The following is a 16,886-nucleotide window of genomic DNA, read 5'->3' on the forward strand; positions in this document are numbered from 1 at the left end:
ATCTGCTACCGCAGCAAAATCTTCTGCAAGGCGACTTGGCTACCAGAGACAACGCGGATAACGTGGAGACCGCGGCGCGGGATTTCCAGCAAAATCCTGTTAGAGCCTTCGACCGCTTTGAAATCCACAGTAGCGACAACGGATCCCTTCGTATCGACAACATCGACACGCGATCTGGCACCGTTCAAGCCGGCAGAAGCATCGAATACAACCTGCAAGGCGCCGGCATTCTGCGAGGCGCGCAAGCCCTGCAATGTCTGCGCGACAACCTTCCTTGCAGACTTCGCAACACGGATGTTCGCGGACTTCGCCGTCGTAGAAAGCGCCAACTGCAGCGTCTCACCGTCACGCATTTCGGTAGTCACGCCATCGACAGTCACGAACACGCGAAGCCCGCTCGGGAGAATTCCATCGATACCCGCAAACTTCAGGTAACCCGCACGCGCGCTTGTTGCCGAAAGCTCCACGTCCCATTCATACGCGTCTTCGCCGAGTGCCTTCACGCTCTTTGCAAGGCGCCTGCCCGCATCCATGATGCTGAGGTTCACGCGGTTGCCCATGCCTGCAGGCGGTTCCTCGGAACTCCAGGCTACCTTGCCCGCGCCGAGCATATTCCAGCTGTCCATCTTGCCGTTCGCATCGGAGAGTTCCACCTGCAATGCCCAGCCGTCGGCGCCGGCCGCCTTCGCAAGCACACCCTTCTTGTTGAGCGACTTCACGGGTTCCGTTTCACCTTCCTCATTCACGAAATCGACAAAGGCCGGCTCCGTAGAAAGCGGCAAATCCTTTGCCACGCCGCGATTGAGCCTTACCCACACGGCTTCGTAAGGTCCCAACTCCGTCACAGGGTCGTACTGGCCAGTTTGCGCGTTCCAATGCCAGAATTCCAACTCGGGCTTTTTTTCCCGATTTTCCTGGTCGGCAACGCCAATATCCATCTTCCAGCCGTAGGGGTTCGCCACCAGGTTCCAGCCGCTGTTTACGCTATCGAGCGACCACACGGCCTCGCCGGTAAAGGCCTCATCCTTGAGCACAAGCGGGCGGCCTTCGAGCGAATTGTACCAGTACCCCTTTCCCTGTTCCGGAGAATCCTTCTTTGTGAAATTCTTGTACTGCCAGTAATCGCCGAAACTGGCAAATTCATCCCACCAGTAGAACACCCCGTCATCGTTCCACTTATAGCTATCGAAATCGACATCCGAAAGCGCAATCATCTGCCAGCAGTCTCCGCAATCATTCGCGATTTCGCCATTCACCTCGAAATCCCACTCGCGCACTTCCGGATTGTCGCCCTTCCCGTTGTACATCTTTGCGACGACATGGTACATGCCTGCGGCAAGCGGATACTTTTCCCACGTGATCATTTCGGGCCATCCGCCGTTCGGAAAATCCATCGTGGAATCATCGATTACATTTCCGTCCAAATCCTCGAGGAAAACACTTACAAAAGGCGTTCCATTTCCAATCGTGAAGTCGTCCGTCTTTACGGCAAGCTGGACAGCGTTACCCGACAGGAACAGAGTCGAGGAAGCCACATCAACTTCTCCCTCATCCACGCCGTTTGAATCTGGCGAAGCACCTGCCATAAGTTTGAAGAAGTAATCACCATCGTACGCCTCGTCCGCAGAGAACCTCTTGTACGGACCGTTGTCGCTCGGGCCTTCCCAGTGAACAGGGTCGCGGTCAGCATTCGGCTGTTCTAGGCTAGCCGCAAATTCGAGCCACGCCGTATTCGTGATTGCTCCAGATTCGTCCGTCTCGAACTCGAACTCGTTAGTACCCATCCGGTAATTATTAAACTGTCCAAGCATGCGCTCTTCGCTTTCGGTAAGGCAGCCCGACTCGATGCAGTCAAGCATAAACACAATCCTGTGCACGTTGGAGATTTCCGCATTTACTCCATGGTAAGTCGATGCGACATACGGATAAACGCGAGAAGTGTCAGCAATCCATTCCACCGAAGTGTTCCCGTAATCTGCATTGAAACGGTTCAGGACATCGGCAAACGCCTGGCCCTGCATATACTCCTTCTCAATGATGCCCACGGAGACCGCTTCGCGCGTATCTCCACCCAACATGTAGGTGTCCGAGTCAAAGTTGTCCGTCACCACCGCATTCCCGGCTGCGCTCCGGTAGTTGCCGTGGGCATAGGTCTTGGAAGCAAGGGCAGTCTCCCCGTCTTCTTCGTTTAACACGGAGAGTTCGCCATAGGTATTTAATTCGTATGCACAGGATATATGTTCCAGGCCCTGCTCATTATCCGGCATATATGGCTTCAGGTAATCGCAGTAAGCTTCACCAAACATGCCAGAAGCGGAATCATAGGCGGCTTCGGTGTAATGGAAGTTCGAGACTATACTCATATCATTTGCGCCCTTATACAGGGGATCCGGGAACTCGGCCAAACCGACAAGGTAACCCGCCTTGCAATGTTGCGGGCCCCTTTCCAATGAACAAGTGATATCGCTAAAGGTGTAGGTGGAATGGAACCACACCATCGTATTGTACGTAAGCGAGCCGACAAGTCCGCCCAGGTAAGACATTTGCTTATTTCCCGCAGAAGCATCGTCACTCAGCAAAGACGTCTCAAGCCCCACCCGGCGCAGTTCGACACGCCCTGTATGACCGACAATTCCACCTATGTGCGCTTCAACCATGGCAACCTCCTCGACAAAGTGATGGGCGCCATCCCAGAGGTATGCGTTGTTCGACACGCTAAGGCCATCTACGGAGACGCCGACCGCAAACATATTAGACACGCTGCCCGCAAGGCCTCCAATCGCGACCGAAGAAGGATAAATTAAATCGACAGCGTCATTCAAGTCCATATCGGGAACAGAACGGACCTGAATGGAGCTTCCCTCGAAATCCGTCACATAAAGCCCGACCGACGACGAAACGAAAAGGGCCGCTACAGGGGCACTTATGGCCGCGTTTGCAACATAGACATTATTCACTTCGGGTTCATTCACAGCCGTGCCAAAAAGGCTCGCAAAGGTAAGGGATTCCAGACGAATGTTCTCGAACCGGACGTTCTGAATGGAACCAATCAGGTTTCCGCCAAACGAAGCCTCATCAGAAAGCGAGGTATAACAGATTCCCCTAATCGTATAGATACCGTCTTCCGCACTTGTAAGTTTTATCTGAGACGTAATATCAAACTCGAATGGCTTGAAATATTCGTTACACGACCGCGTCTGCCCGTCATAACCGCCGAAGTCGATATCCGAAGCAAGCAACAACGCTTCTGGCTGAACGTTAGAATTATAGAGAAGTTCGCCAATAAACTCATATGCCGTTTGGTAACCCTCCGGAGAATCCCATTTTTCGAAACACGATTCGCCCGAGTCCGGTTCGTACGATGCATTCTGCTGCGACAGCTGGATTGCAGCATTATAATTGACATCCCGCGTCAGTTTTACGCAATAGAACTTGGAAGACATTTCCTGCTCGTCCGAAAGGTCCGCGGACCAGGAGATTGTCACGAGAAAAGAAAGCGCAAGCGCAGTTGCTGTTTTCAAGAGGGTAGATTTCCTAACCATACGGAATCTCCTAATAAAACCATACTCTTTAAAAAGTATATAAAAAAATTAGAAATGCAAATCCAAAAGAAAAAGCCGGGAGCAAATCCCGGCGAAAATCACAGTCAATGCGGCCTAGCGAATCACGGTGGACATATTAATGGACTGCGTGGAGCCCTTGAACTGCCAGGAGACCTGCACGTTCACCTGCTTGGCATAGACATGTTGAACCGACTCAAGGTTCGATTCGCTTGTCGCAGTATAGTCGGTCGTAGGAGAAACCGTCACGGTCGGAGTATACTGGATGGTGGACTGTCCTCCACCGACCTTTTCGCCACGGTCCCAGGAACGCTGTATCGGGTCCCATTTCCAGATATAGTCATGGCCAACAACTTCATCTTCACTGTCGTCCCCAGGTGGCGTAGACTCATCGGGAATGGACGCGATGCCGATACGGTTCAGGGAATCTATGACCTGCTGTGCGACCTCGATGGCGCCGTCACGCCCACGGATACGGAGCAAAGCCTCGCGGTTGCCCGTCTGCATGTGGAGAATCGCCATGTACAAAAGACCGAGAACCACCGCGGAGATAAGCACCTCCGTGATGCCGAAACCTTTCTTGTTCTTTATTAACTTATCCATAACACACCTACGGTTCAAACCAGCTCGCACCAGAATCGTAACTCAACTCATAATACATAGAGAACTTCGTCGGGGACTTGATGGAGGCCGCAAACCGGTCTGTACTTCCATATCGGATCAAAATACAGCCACTGGAAATAGGTGACACACCTATTTTAGGAGTAAGCAATATTGACGTCTTGGCATTTAGCGTCGTTTCGCCCCCAAGCGTCGGACAGTCAGTACCACCAGCCTGTCCAGGAACAAACGCGCTTACCGACTCAAGCGTCATCTCATCAAGAATTTGTGAATCATGCGCAGAGCAGTTTCCATCATCGCCAACTGTAGTACATTTATAAAGTCTCAGTGACTTGTTGTTATTTTCCACTTCCACGGTCAGTTTCTCGTTCAACCGCGTAGCCTCGTTCGCCGCGCGCTGCATGAAGGCGGTCACGTTGATACCGGCGTCCTTGATTCGGCTGTTCGCAACCGCACTGCGCAGACTGGCCACCCCGATACCGGAGAGGATGCCCATGATGGTGACCACCACGAGGACCTCGACCAAGGTAAAACCAGCTTTTCCGGGGCGTATTCCCAGTTTCATCCTGCACTCCTGCAAAATCACAACTACTTGATACTCAAAAAGTTAGCAATTCAAACCCTCCGCGGATTTTTATACACCTCAAAAAACCGGCTCCGCGGACAACCGGCTCCCTAAATATATATTAAAAACGCCAGATGCGGTAAAGTTTTATTTACTATAATGCAAAAATAAGATTTTTTGCCGTTTTTGAACTATTTTCGCTACTTTCCGTAGACCGCGCGGCCCTTATAGCAGGTAATGGCATCCTTCGGGCAGGGACTATGGTAATCCGAGGCTTCGTTCTTGAAGACCTCATTTACGATTTCCTTCGCGGCGGGGTTTGTACCCGAGCGGACCGAGACCACGTAGAAGATGTCCGAATCGCGGGTTGCGACCACGACCTCGAAATTAAACTTGTATTCGCCCTTTTTCCCGCGAACCTTGAACCCGTAGGGAATTTCCTCGATGGTAAAGACCTCGCTCATCGGGGCCTCGAAATCCGTATCCTTCCAGGATCGCCCGAACCCGTCCTGCCGAGCCTTGAACCAGCCCTCGGGGTTATCCGCATTGGCCTCCTCCATGGCCATGTTGATGTCGGCGATGTAGCTATCACGGAGCGAAGCGAGTTCCTCGCGGACTTCGCGGTAGGTATCCAGATCCTCGTCATAAGCGAACGCGGGCTCGCACAGGGCAAACGCAATGGCGATTGCCCCCAGAACAGAACGAAAACTTTTCGAAAGAGGTGTCATCAAAGAACAATCTAACAATTTTTGGCAAGTGCGGCCACGGAAAATGCTATATTTGGCACGCACACCTGCCCGGGTGGTGGAATGGTAGACACTGGGGACTTAAAATCCCTTGGGGGCAACCTCGTGCGGGTTCAAGTCCCGCCCCGGGCATTAACCTTGGGAATGACCATGATCGAATTTTACCCGAACAGCATCTACTACCCCCGCGAAGCCGTGGAAGAAAAGCTCGCGAAGGGTGAACTCGAACGCACCGAGAAGCACCTCATGGGCTGGACGGAACGCCACCGCGGCGAAATCTGGGACTGCGCCCGCGACGACTCGGAAAACCCAAGCGACGAAGTGCTGCTCGACAACCTCCGCGCACTGCTTCTGTGCAAGGGGTCCCTCCAGCCTGCCGCCGAGATGGGCGACATGATTCGCGAAATCACGAAGGAAGTTTGGTACCGTAACGAAGACGCCCCCGAAGCCCCTGACCAGGTGGCCGCGGAATGGCGCGTGAAGTATCTGACCAAGTGGCGCGAAGCCCGCATGTTCGAAGCGTTCATCCTCATTGAGAAGCGCACCGAACAGCTGCTGAAGATTTTGAAGGGCTAGCCGCCCGCTCCATCAACGGCTATACTTTTCATTCCACCGAATCGGGAACCAGATTTCCGTCTTTCCCTGCGTACTGCGGCGGTATCGCCAGTAAAATTCGATGTGTTCCCTGAGGTCGCTTTCCAGGGAGCGGTCCTTGGCATCCGAGAACTGGAACTCCCCACAATGGAAGACCCCCAACGAATCTATGGTGAGGCGGAGTCCGAGAGCCACATCCCCCGAACCGCGGTGGGCCTTGAAGTAGGCCCGAGCAAGCCAGTGGAGTCCGGCAGCACGGCCTTCCAGGTACTTTACGAACGCCGGGATATCACGGCCTGCAGAATTGTCCAACACGTAGATGTCATCGACCGAAGGCAATACCACCCGTCCGCTGAAACTCCGGAATTCCTCCGCCTCCGGAACAGGCTCCGCCATCTCGTGAACCGCCCCCACGTCGCGCAACCGCACATAGGGTTCGAACAGGGCTATACCGGCCAAGACGACCGTAAGGAAGGAAAAAAAGTAGGGAAGGAGTTTACGCATGCGTCCGCTATTCGATAGCCTTGATGCAAAGCTGCATGGTCTTCTTGTTGTTGAAGTAGTTCCACGAGGGCTCAAACACGATAGACACTTTCTTTCCCGCGCCCAGGAGCGACTTGCACTTCCGCAATCCAAAAGCGATAGCCGAAAAAACGGGGCTTCCAGCCTGGGAGACTTCCATCTGCAAGTGACCGCCGCGGAGTTCCTTCACACGGTGAACCGTCACGTCCGTCGCCTTGAGCACCGGATACGGGAAGTTTCCACCGAAGGGTTCCATCATGTCAAAATAGTCGAGAACCGTCCTGTCGATACGGTGACGGCTGCCCTCGACGACGAGTTCGCCCAAAGCAACCTGGATGTCATAGGCGTGGGACTCGTCCACGATTTCCGCATCGCCCGAATATCCCTGCTCCACCGCCGAAGCCTCGAGACGTTCGCGCAGTTCGCCAATCTTGTCCGTAGCCAGGGAAAAGCCCGCCGCATTGGCATGCCCGCCCCATCGGTCAAAAAGTTCCCGACAACTGAACAGGGCCTTGTGCCAGTTGAAACCGGGAACGGCGCGCGCACTCGCATGGGCGATACCGTCAACGACAGAAAGCACCGCCGCAGGCCGCATAAATTCCTGAGCCAATTTCGCCGAAACGATACCGATGACTCCCACATGCCAGTTTTCGCCATCGACCACAAGCACCTTCGGAATCTCGTCTCCATAGATTTCCTTCACGCGCTTCAGGGCCATTTCCGTGATTTCCGCTTCCTTCTGCTTGCGAAGCGCATTCCAGTCCTTGAGTTCGGAAAGGAGCGTCCCCGCAAGATTCTTGTCTTCGCACATCAAAAGCTTGAGTGCCGGATCCGGCTTTTCCATGCGGCCGGGCGCATTCAGGAGCGGGGCGACCTTGTACATCACGTCGATGCCGCCGACCATGCTGCCGGGTTTCATCAGCGAAGCATAGAGCGCCTGGATTCCGGGCCAGCCGCTATTCTGCAACAGCCTGAGCCCCCGCTTCGTAAAGGCTCGATTCTCGGGTGTCATCTGCACGAGGTCGGCAAGAGTTCCGAGGGCGACAAGTTCCAGGAGCGATTCCGGGACCTGGATCTGCAGGCGTTCGTAGATGGCGCATATCAACTTGTACGAAACGCCGACGCCACAGAGTTCCGGATTGGGATAAGAATCCCCGTTCTGATGCGGATCCAGAAGGACATCGCAAGGCGGAAGTCCATCCCCCGAGGGCTGATGGTGATCGACAACCATCACGGACATGCCTAACGACTTCGCATGGGCGATTTCCTCGTTTGCCGTAATACCCGTATCGACTGTGAGAATGCAGCGTGCGCCCGCCTCGTACATTTCGTCCACGGCCGAAATGGAAAGCCCGTAGCCATCGCCAAAGCGGTTCGGGAGCCGCCAGTCCGACTCGATTCCAATCTGCGAAAGGCTTCGCGACAGAAGAGTCACCGAGGTCATGCCGTCCAAATCGTAATCGCCGAAGATAAACACCTTCTGCTTTTTTTCCCGGACATCCAGCACCCAGCGCACGGCCTCTTCCATTCCCATCATGAGCCACGGAGAGTGTTCTGCGCCCGTTCCGTCCGAAAGAATCCGGTTTGCATCGACCGCATTGCATATTCCACGCGAAATCAGGAACCGCGCTACAAGATGCGGAATCTTGAGTTCCCGAGAAAGGGTCGATGCCACCGTATCGAGCATCACTTAAACCCCTCGAAAAGCTTGATGGACAGCGACTGCAGGCAGACCATCGGAGCCGAGCGTCGACTTGCGATGCGGGTCATCATTTCCTGCACGGCCGAAAGGGCTAGTTCCAGAGCGCTCGCGTCGACCCTGGGGAAAGCGTCCATGTCCAATGCACCCGTCGTAGAGGCCAACCGCAACGGCGCATGCGCCTGCTTGCGCAAAAGGTCCGAAAGCAGAAACGAGAGCACTTCCAAAAAACGGTTCGCCTCGGCAGCATCTTCCAGCGACGCTTCGGCCAGGCTCGCAAACGCCTCGCTATACTCGTTGCGCAGGCTATAGACGACAAAATCCGCGGCCAGTTTACACCAAGGCGCAGCGCGGTTCATATAATAGAGAGCCTTGCCGGGCGAACCGACCGCAAGGCCCACCACGTCGTCCGAAAGTTCGGCATCTTCATCATCCCCCAAAACGCGCAGGGTCTCGCTGCGGACCTCGGCATCGGTCAGCGGCAACAGGTGCAACGCGAGGCAACGGGAGCGAATCGTCTGGAGCAGGCTTTCCCGCGAAGACGTCGTGAGGACAAAATACGTATCCGGAGGGACTTCCTCCAGAGTCTTCAGGAAGGCGTTCGCCGCAGAATCGTTCATCCTGTCGGCTTCCGCGATAATGACCACCCGGACCCGGTCGCCTTTCAAGGCAAAGGAGCCCGTCATGTTCCTCACCAGGTCCACGGAAATTTCGGCACCTGCACCGAACACATCGATGCGGTAGGGATTCTTGACGATTTCCTCGATGTAGGCCTGCTTGAAATCCTGCACCGTCTTCGCGACACTACCCGCCGACACTTCGTCCGCACTACGGGCATGCGCCTCCTTGGATTCCATCGGCAAGACCCAGTTGTCCGTAGCCCCAGGATCCATCGCCATCTTGCAGCCGAAGCACTTTCCGCACGGCCGCACGTTCGGGTCCGTGCACTGGAGCGCCTTCGCGATTTCCATGGCCAGGGCCTTCTTGCCGATGCCGCCGGGGCCGTCAATAAGTATGGCCTGCGGAAATCTGCATTCGCGAAGCGCCGCCATCACGCGGATGCGCTGGCGTTCCTGGGAAACCGGTCCATTCAGTCTATACTCGATCATTTCTGTTTCAACCACTGCAGGGGATCCACCGTCTGGGTCCCTTCACTAATTTGAAAGTACAATTTAATTCCATTTAGGCTTGCGATATCGCCCACTTCGCCAATTTCTTCGCAATTACGTACCGTTTTTCCCTCCTGGACGCGGATGGACTTCAGGTGTCCGTAGACGGAATAGGTTCCTCCCTCGTGTTCGATAATCACGGAGGGGCCGCGGCCATCGATTTCGGCAACCATGGCGACAGTTCCCGCCGCAGCGGCGCGGACCGACGCCCCGCGCTTACCGCGGATTTCCACCCCGAGATTCCGGGTCATAATGTGGAGGACCGGATGTTCCTGCAGGCCATACTGGCTTATGATATCGCCTTCGAGAGGCATGCACTTCGGTCCCTTGACCGAACCCGCAATCGTCTTCTTCGGTTTTTCGACAACCTTCTTCTCTTTCTGCTTCTTTTTCGCCCGTCGCGCCGCTTCGGCCTTGCGGGCCTCTTCCGCCTTCCTCGCCGCCTCGATCTCGCGCTTGCGTTTTTCTTCCAGTTTCGCGATAAGCGTCAGCATCAGTTTCTGGTTTCTTTCAAATTCCTGAAGGGCCCGCTGCTGCATCGCCTTGTCGTGCTTGAGGCTCAGGAGCATCTGTTCCTGGTTCCCCATCTGCGTCACAAGGCCCTTCTCTTCGCGAGCTTTCTTTTCACGCAACTTTCCCAAATCCGCCAGGTGCTCTTCCTCCTGCCGTTTCATCTCATCGCGTTCGGCCATCATCGCGGCAAGCGTTTCCACCTGCACCCGGTCCTCGTTCAGCACGTGATGCACCCAGTACGCCTCGCGCTGAGGGTTCCCTTCGCGCGTCAGGAGCTGGAAGAGCACCTCGGCATCGCTGTAGCGGCCGCTCACATACAGTTTCCGGATGCGGACCTTCATCGCCTCGCGACGCACGTGTATCTTCTGGTCCAGGGAATCGATGTCGTGCTGGAGCTGTTCTACCGCACGCTGCACCAGCGACTCGTTTTTCGAAAGCTCGTTGATATAGATGCGCGTCTGGTTCAGATTCTGGTCCAAAAGCGAAATCGTATTGATGACCCCCTTCTCTTCCGTCTCGAGCAGCACGAGCTCTTCGCGCTTCTTGGCAAGATCGGACTCCAGCTTTTTGAGGGCGTTCTTCTGCTCCCTGATCTGGGCTTCCGTCTTCTTCGGAGCCGCCACGGAAAGGCCAACAAATAAACACAGCAGTGCGACAAGCAGACGCATGGCTAGTCCCGTTCGTTCCGCTTGGCGAGGAGGAACTCCTGAACCGTACGATAACTGAAATAGGCCGAGAGCGCCGTCACCATGCACACGACAAGGGCAAGGAGAATACCGAGGCCTCCGATATTTTCAGCAAGCATCGGCATGGCGCGCGCAAGGGAATTGACGACCGCCCCAAGCAGCAGGACCGACAGAGCGCTGCCGACAAAACCCTGCATCATCCCCTCAAGGACAAACGGGAACTCGATGAAGAAGGGACTCCCGCCCGCATACTTCATGTTCTCCACGAGAAGTTTCCTCGACATCAGCGACAGACGGACCGAATTGCAGATGATGAGCGAGAGCGTCACCAACAGCATGACGCTCAAGCAAATGGGCCAGAAAACCATCTTGAACTTCCATTCCGACACACGGGTCGCCCAAGCCACGGGAGCCTGCACTTCCTCGAACGACCCCTCCCTGGACAGCGCATTCATGACATCGACCAGGTCCGACGGGTTACGCGCACCCGGAACCAGGGTCATGCGGAAAAACGGAGGGATAGGATTCTCGTCGACAAGGTCCAGCATCTCGCCAGAAAAATGCCTACGGAAATCAGCCAGCGCCGAATCCGCGCTCACGAACTCGACCGAGTCGATATTCCTGAAATGCTCGAGCCGGTTCCTGATGGCGCCAATCGAATCCGCAGACACGTTCTCGGGCAAAAAAGCCTCGACCGTATAGAGCGACCCCTCGGCACGGAGGATGCGGAAAACACCGCCCAGGGCCGTAAGGGACGCCGCCAGCAGCAGCGAACTCAAAAAAATCGTAAGCAGCGACGGCAAAATGACCGTGCGATGTTGCCGCCACCCACGAAAAGATTCCGATATTAGATACCTTATCTGTCCGAACACGCATTGAATATAACTAAATTTAAGAGGGTCTCTCGGGGCATCTATGAAACATATCGCATTAAAGATTACGGCATTCATTTTCGGAATCGCACTGTGGCTCTATGTCATGTCACTCAACACCTTCAAGGTGACCATGGAAGTGCCCGTGCGCCTGGTCCGACTGCCCGAGCTGCTAGCCATCGCTTCCAAGCCGCCGCATTTCATGGAAGTCACGCTCGAGGGCGCCCCATTCGACCTGATGCGCCTCAAGTCAAAACTCAAGAACAACGATACGACCGTCGCCGCAATCATCGTCGACCTCCAGGATGCGGAGCTCGGTTCCATGCGCATGCACATCACCGACAAGAATTTTTCCGCGCCCGCCTTCCCGAACATCCGCTTTATCGAGCCGGACAACCAGCTCCTCTTCATCGACATTGACCTCGACACGCGAATCGTGCGCAACATCCCCATCCGTTCCATGTCCACCTTCGATGCGGCAACGGGCTACCTGCTGACGGACCTTCCCAAGATGACTCCCGACTACGTCACGGTTTCCGGAGCAAGGAACGTCATCACGCGCATCATCGAAATACCGACGGACTCGACCATCTTCGATTCGCTCAAGGCGGACACCACCTTCTCCATCCCCCTGGATTTCAAGCAGCTTCCGGCACACGTGACGCCGAGCGATTCCATCATCGATATCTCGGTCAGCATCCAGAAAATCGGCAAGAAAACCATCAGGAACGTCCCCGTGCAGCTCATCGGCATTTTCGAGAGAGGCGCATTCAGGCTCACCCCCGGAAGCGTATCCGTCGAGATAACCGGCGGCGAAAGGATTCTCGATTCCGTAAGCATCAACAACGTCAACCTCTTTGTTGAATACAACCGTTTCCAGATAGAAGACGTCGACAGCCTCGCGCCGACGGTAAAGCTGCAGCTCGGGTCGGATGTCAACCGCGAAATGTCCATCAAGGCAATCCAGCTCTCGCCAGACAAGGTCTCGCTCCAAAAAATCAAGTCAGAACCTGTCGCCCCGGCCGATTCGTTGAGCGAGGATTCCGAGGAGAAACTCGAATGATTTGGCTCGGCATCGAATCCAGCTGCGACGAGACCGCCTGCGCCGTCCTGCAGGACGAACCTCTCAAGGTCCTTTCGAACCCGCTCTACAGCCAGATTGACGAACACGCGCTGTACGGCGGCGTCGTTCCCGAAATTGCAGCTCGCGCCCACCTGCAAAAGATTGCCCCCATCGCGGAAGCGGCCGTCAGGGAAGCGGGCATCGGTCTCAAGGATATCGACGCAATCGCCTACACCACGGGACCGGGCCTCATGGGGCCGCTTCTTGTGGGAGCGAGCTTCGCAAAAGGGCTTGCGCGCGACCTCCAGATTCCCGCCTACGGCATGAACCACCTCGAAGGCCATCTCGCCGCCGCCTGGCTCAGCAACCCGGATATAGAGCCGCCGTTCCTCACGCTCACCGTCTCGGGCGGGCACACCGAACTCGTGATGGAAGAACCCGGATTCAGGTACACGAGCATCGGGCGCACCCGCGACGACGCCGCAGGCGAAGCGTTCGACAAATGCGGCAAGCTGCTCGGCCTCAAGTACCCCGCAGGGGCGACAATAAGCAGGCTCGGCCAAAACGGCAACCGCAAGTTCGTCGAATTTCCCCGAGCCCTCCATTCGCACGACAACTGCGAATTCTCGTTCAGCGGATTAAAGACTGCCGTGCTGCGCTACACCGAGACGCACGACCCGGAATTCATCCAAAAGAACCTGGGCGACATCTGCGCCTCCCTCGAAGACGCCATCGTTGGCAGCCTTGTGGAAAAAACAATCAACGCGCTCAAGAAGACCCGCATGAAGACGCTCGTCGTCGGTGGCGGGGTCAGCGCGAACGCATGGCTCAGGAACCGCCTCCAAGACTACTGCGGCCGCCACGGCATCCGTTTCTGCATCCCCGACAGGAGCCTCAGCACCGACAACGGGGCGATGATCGCCGCGGCTGCCATCCGCCGCAACCGCCAAGGGCAGCTCAAGTCCATCGACGTTGTAAAGCCCTGGATGCCGCTCGCACCGTAAAAAATGGATTTTCCATGCAGTTTCCGGGGATTTTACTCACAAACTTTTGCACGGCCCTCGCTTTTTAACAAACTTGAATTTATATTGTATCCATGACTATCCGGAATCCACATAGGGCTTTCTGCATCGCCGCCGTGATGGCCGCCGCTTTCGCCGTTTTCTCTTTTGCCGAAGACACCCCGAAGGATATCCCCCAGAACGTGAGCGACGCCCAGGTTTTCCGTCCCGAAAAGCGCGAGACGAAAGTCGAACTCGTCGATTCCAGCAAGGCCAATTCCGTCTTCCTGAACGTGGACATCTTCGGCAGTCTGGACGTGCAGTCCTACTATATCCTATGGGACCGCATGGACATCTCCGACGACCTCAAGAAGATGATGACCACCCGCGACTTCGCCCGCGACGAGTTCTTCATGCAGAACATCGACCGCGAGCAGTTCGAGCAGGAACGCATGCTGCAGCTCTTCGAAGACCGCAAGCGCGAATTCTTTACCATCTTCCCCGAAGAGGCCCTCAAGGAACTGCAGGAACAGAAGGAAGACGAAGAATAGCTTGTCATCCCCGGCTTGTCCGGGGATCTTCATTTGAATATGTTTTCGCCCGAAGCAAAATTTTCAGAATGGCACCTCGCGGGATTCGGCGACGCACCCGCATTCCTTTTCGATTCCATTGAAAGCACGCATAGCCTGATGAAGGCACGCGCCTCCGCGGGTGAAATCGTACCCGGCACGCTCATTGTCGCCGACACGCAGACAGCCGGCCGCGGGCGCCACGAACGCACATGGGCCTCCCCCGCAGGCAAGAACATCTACTTCAATATCCTCATCCCGCTCGACGGAATTCCGCTTGCATCCGCACCACAGATTACGCAGGTGGCAGCCATCACATTCGCCGAGGTGTTCCGCGACCTGCAAGACGGTTCCAACGCGCAGGGGCTCGGCAACAGGGATATCGGGAAAATCACTGTCAAGTGGCCGAACGACATCCTGTGCGGCAAGCACAAGTTCTGCGGGATACTCGCTGAATTAGTTTATATAAAAGGCACTCCCGCCATCAGCATGGGAGTCGGAATCAACGTGAACAGCGACCCCGCGGACTACGCGCACCTGGGCAGGGCCGTCACTACCCTCAAGGATATCTGCGGGCGAAGCGTCAACCGCGAAAAGCTGCTGCAGTCGCTTGTCGCAGGCCTGGAGCGCGCCATCGGGCAGTTCCGAGCCTTCGGGATATCGCCGTGGGTTGCCGCCTGGCGAAAGATGGACCAGTTTATAGGCGCGCGCGGGACTGTCATCGTGAACAACCGCTGCACCGACCAGAATCGCGACAGCGGCGCAGGCGCCATAAAGAAAACAGGCCGCATCATCGACATGAACGATGACGGCAGCCTCTTATTTGAATGCGATGACGGAACTACCGAAGTAGTCTATTCCGCCGATTTGGAAGTGTAAATTTTTATTCCTTATCTATTTCTTTTAAGATTTCATATATTTTTTTAAAATTATCAAATTTGAATTTTTGCGGGTTTTGACTAACATAATTTGCAAAATCATCCTTTGACGCAATTGTACTAGTTCCACATAAAGGACTAATGTGCTTATTTGCGGCATCTATTATTGAACAAGGCCATATATTTTTATTCTTAGCATATCCTGCGAAGAAATATTTTTGATCTATCGACATTCCAAAACTACTAAAATCACGCCCCAAATAAATATGCTTACCATTACCTACATTAGATTGAATTTCTTTATTTGAATAGTAATGTTCTATGCAAATTTTATCCTCAGTTTTTCTTTCCGCATTTGTCAAGGCTGGTATGCTGAATCGAAATACATTGTTTCCTAACTTTTGATAATTCAATTTTCCTGAGGAGGGATAAATTTTTTTATCCCGATCAACAATCACCACAATTTTATTCACATTATCCATTTTCAGAAGATTTTGCGTCAACTTTTCTAGGTCATCACCCAAGGTTGCATTACCTGAAAAATCAAAGTAGCTCAGTTTCATTCGCAAAGAATCTTTTGGGTACAGATTTTCAAATGCGGTTTTCAGATGAACAACATCCGTTTTACCCTCTGTAATAATGAAAATTTTATCTTTTGCTTGAAGTTGTTTTTTTACATTGTCAAGCGTTTGTTCTAATTCTTGCTTTTTTTTCACCTCTTCTTCTATATAGTCTGAAACTATCGGCAAAATCCCAATTCTTGAATCAATTTGCTTTATAAATGAATAATCAGCCTCAGAATAAATTGTTTTCCCATTGCCATCTTTTTCAGCCCATAACAACAAATTGTCACCAGTTTTCGCAAGAGAATAAAATGCAGGCGAATGAGTCGTTACAAATATTTGAAGTTCATTTGAATAATTTTTGAAAATATCAGCCAAAGCAAATGATTTTCCCATTTCTAAGTTATTTTCAGGTTCTTCAAATCCCCACACAACATCCGAATTTATTTGTTTTCCTTTTTGTTTATGCAACGTTTGAGCAATAAACTTCAAAATAATGGGAATGTGCAAAGCTTTTATTCCATCACCATGTTTCATCAAAGATATTCTATTTCCATTGCTATCCAATTCAAAATCTAACGTTGCAAATAGCAATCTAAAATCACTCGGCGTCGTTATAGAAGAATCATACTCCAATTTCGAGGAAATCTCAGAAACAAGCGCACCAACTTGATTTTTTACTCCTAAAGCAAACTCTAATGACGACTTTTGCAAGACTTCTGAGTCTACCTCACTTAACGTATCATAGATGTTGCCCATTAAATCGTTAAAATATCGCTCATCCCTAATTGCTGGCACATAAAAATAACGTATTTTTCTAAGCCAGGCGACTTCTTTTCCCTTTCCTTTTTCGTACGATTTCCCATGAACATCCTTGATTTTCTCATCATAAAAGCCATCTCTTCGCCATTTTTTTGTCCATATCATTTTCCCTTTATTTTTATAATGGTCAGGAATATTGAATGTCAATGATATCTCTATTTCAGGGGCTGCATGTTTTCTGACTTGTGCAAATTTACAAAAATCATCGTCAAATCGAAATTTGACATTTTGCTCCGTACAACCATTAAAAAAAAGATTCAGAGCTTTAAGCAACGTTGATTTTCCCGAATCATTCAATCCTATCACCACATTCAAATCCCTGGGATTCAAATTTTGGGAAAGTTTGTCAATGGACCTAAAATTCTTTATTGAAATCGAGTCGATAATTTGCATATCATTCCTTTATATTACTTTTTCTCCAAAAAATATCTTATTTTATTCAC

At 53.1% G+C, this 16,886-nt stretch carries 15 protein-coding genes and 1 tRNA gene; 6 read left to right on the plus strand and 10 right to left on the minus strand.

What is annotated here, in order from left to right; all coding sequences use genetic code 11:
- Positions 1–5: 5 nt before the first annotated feature.
- The 4 genes from B4A77_RS07625 to B4A77_RS07640 all read right to left on the minus strand — a co-directional run bounded on the left by B4A77_RS07625 (position 6) and on the right by B4A77_RS07640 (position 5,474).
- A complete protein-coding gene (locus B4A77_RS07625; protein ID WP_290739730.1) occupies positions 6–3,542 on the minus strand; it encodes a hypothetical protein in 3,537 nt (1,178 codons plus the stop codon).
- 114 nt (positions 3,543–3,656) lie between these two features.
- A complete protein-coding gene (locus B4A77_RS07630; protein WP_290728485.1) occupies positions 3,657–4,163 on the minus strand; it encodes a type IV pilus modification PilV family protein in 507 nt (168 codons plus the stop codon).
- A gap of 7 nt (positions 4,164–4,170) precedes the next feature.
- Complete coding sequence (locus B4A77_RS07635) at positions 4,171–4,746, minus strand: pilus assembly FimT family protein (RefSeq protein ID WP_290728483.1); 576 nt, start codon at positions 4,744–4,746, stop codon at positions 4,171–4,173.
- A gap of 200 nt (positions 4,747–4,946) precedes the next feature.
- Positions 4,947–5,474 (minus strand): hypothetical protein, encoded by a 528-nt coding sequence (locus B4A77_RS07640; protein WP_290728481.1) that lies wholly within the window; start codon positions 5,472–5,474, stop codon positions 4,947–4,949.
- Positions 5,475–5,541: 67 nt separating this feature from the next.
- On the opposite strand from B4A77_RS07640, the gene B4A77_RS07645 reads away from it, so the two are divergent.
- Positions 5,542–5,624: transfer RNA gene (locus B4A77_RS07645), tRNA-Leu, on the plus strand.
- A gap of 18 nt (positions 5,625–5,642) precedes the next feature.
- Positions 5,643–6,068: a hypothetical protein gene (locus tag B4A77_RS07650; RefSeq protein WP_173365580.1), complete on the plus strand. Its 426-nt coding sequence runs from the start codon at positions 5,643–5,645 to the stop codon at positions 6,066–6,068.
- Positions 6,069–6,080: 12 nt separating this feature from the next.
- Here B4A77_RS07650 and B4A77_RS07655 read toward each other — a convergent pair whose 3' ends face one another.
- The 5 genes from B4A77_RS07655 to B4A77_RS07675 are packed head-to-tail and all read right to left on the minus strand — an operon-like array spanning position 6,081 to position 11,454.
- Positions 6,081–6,590 carry a hypothetical protein gene (locus B4A77_RS07655; protein ID WP_290728479.1) on the minus strand — a complete coding sequence of 170 codons (510 nt, stop codon included), beginning with the start codon at positions 6,588–6,590 and terminating at the stop codon, positions 6,081–6,083.
- A 7-nt stretch (positions 6,591–6,597) separates the two neighbouring features.
- Positions 6,598–8,295, minus strand: coding sequence for a single-stranded-DNA-specific exonuclease RecJ (gene recJ / locus B4A77_RS07660; RefSeq protein WP_290739733.1), 1,698 nt, complete (start codon positions 8,293–8,295; stop codon positions 6,598–6,600).
- Complete coding sequence (locus B4A77_RS07665; protein ID WP_173381858.1) at positions 8,295–9,416, minus strand: ATP-binding protein; 1,122 nt, start codon at positions 9,414–9,416, stop codon at positions 8,295–8,297. The genes recJ and B4A77_RS07665 overlap by 1 nt, the downstream gene beginning before the upstream one ends.
- Positions 9,413–10,657 carry a murein hydrolase activator EnvC family protein gene (locus B4A77_RS07670; protein ID WP_173365576.1) on the minus strand — a complete coding sequence of 415 codons (1,245 nt, stop codon included), beginning with the start codon at positions 10,655–10,657 and terminating at the stop codon, positions 9,413–9,415. The genes B4A77_RS07665 and B4A77_RS07670 overlap by 4 nt, the downstream gene beginning before the upstream one ends.
- 2 nt (positions 10,658–10,659) lie before the next feature.
- Positions 10,660–11,454, minus strand: a complete 795-nt coding sequence (locus B4A77_RS07675) for a cell division protein FtsX (RefSeq protein WP_290728473.1) — start codon at positions 11,452–11,454, stop codon at positions 10,660–10,662.
- Between the two features lie 136 nt (positions 11,455–11,590).
- Here B4A77_RS07675 and B4A77_RS07680 point away from each other — a divergent pair, with 136 nt between their 5' ends.
- The 4 genes from B4A77_RS07680 to B4A77_RS07695 all read left to right on the plus strand — a co-directional run bounded on the left by B4A77_RS07680 (position 11,591) and on the right by B4A77_RS07695 (position 15,059).
- Positions 11,591–12,610 (plus strand): CdaR family protein, encoded by a 1,020-nt coding sequence (locus B4A77_RS07680; protein ID WP_173381860.1) that lies wholly within the window; start codon positions 11,591–11,593, stop codon positions 12,608–12,610.
- A complete protein-coding gene (gene tsaD, locus B4A77_RS07685) occupies positions 12,607–13,614 on the plus strand; it encodes a tRNA (adenosine(37)-N6)-threonylcarbamoyltransferase complex transferase subunit TsaD (RefSeq protein ID WP_173381861.1) in 1,008 nt (335 codons plus the stop codon). Before B4A77_RS07680 ends, tsaD begins: the two co-directional genes overlap by 4 nt.
- Positions 13,615–13,706: 92 nt before the next feature.
- Positions 13,707–14,162 carry a hypothetical protein gene (locus B4A77_RS07690; RefSeq protein ID WP_173381862.1) on the plus strand — a complete coding sequence of 152 codons (456 nt, stop codon included), beginning with the start codon at positions 13,707–13,709 and terminating at the stop codon, positions 14,160–14,162.
- 39 nt (positions 14,163–14,201) lie between these two features.
- Entirely contained in the window at positions 14,202–15,059 is an 858-nt protein-coding gene (locus tag B4A77_RS07695) for a biotin--[acetyl-CoA-carboxylase] ligase (protein ID WP_290739736.1), read from the plus strand.
- Between the two features lie 4 nt (positions 15,060–15,063).
- On the opposite strand, the gene B4A77_RS07700 is transcribed toward B4A77_RS07695, so the two are convergent.
- Positions 15,064–16,836, minus strand: a complete 1,773-nt coding sequence (locus B4A77_RS07700) for an ATP-dependent nuclease (RefSeq protein WP_173365572.1) — start codon at positions 16,834–16,836, stop codon at positions 15,064–15,066.
- Positions 16,837–16,886 lie beyond the last annotated feature (50 nt).

Origin of the sequence: Fibrobacter sp. UBA3718 (assembly GCF_002371935.1) — a bacterium.
GTDB lineage: Bacteria > Fibrobacterota > Fibrobacteria > Fibrobacterales > Fibrobacteraceae > Fibrobacter.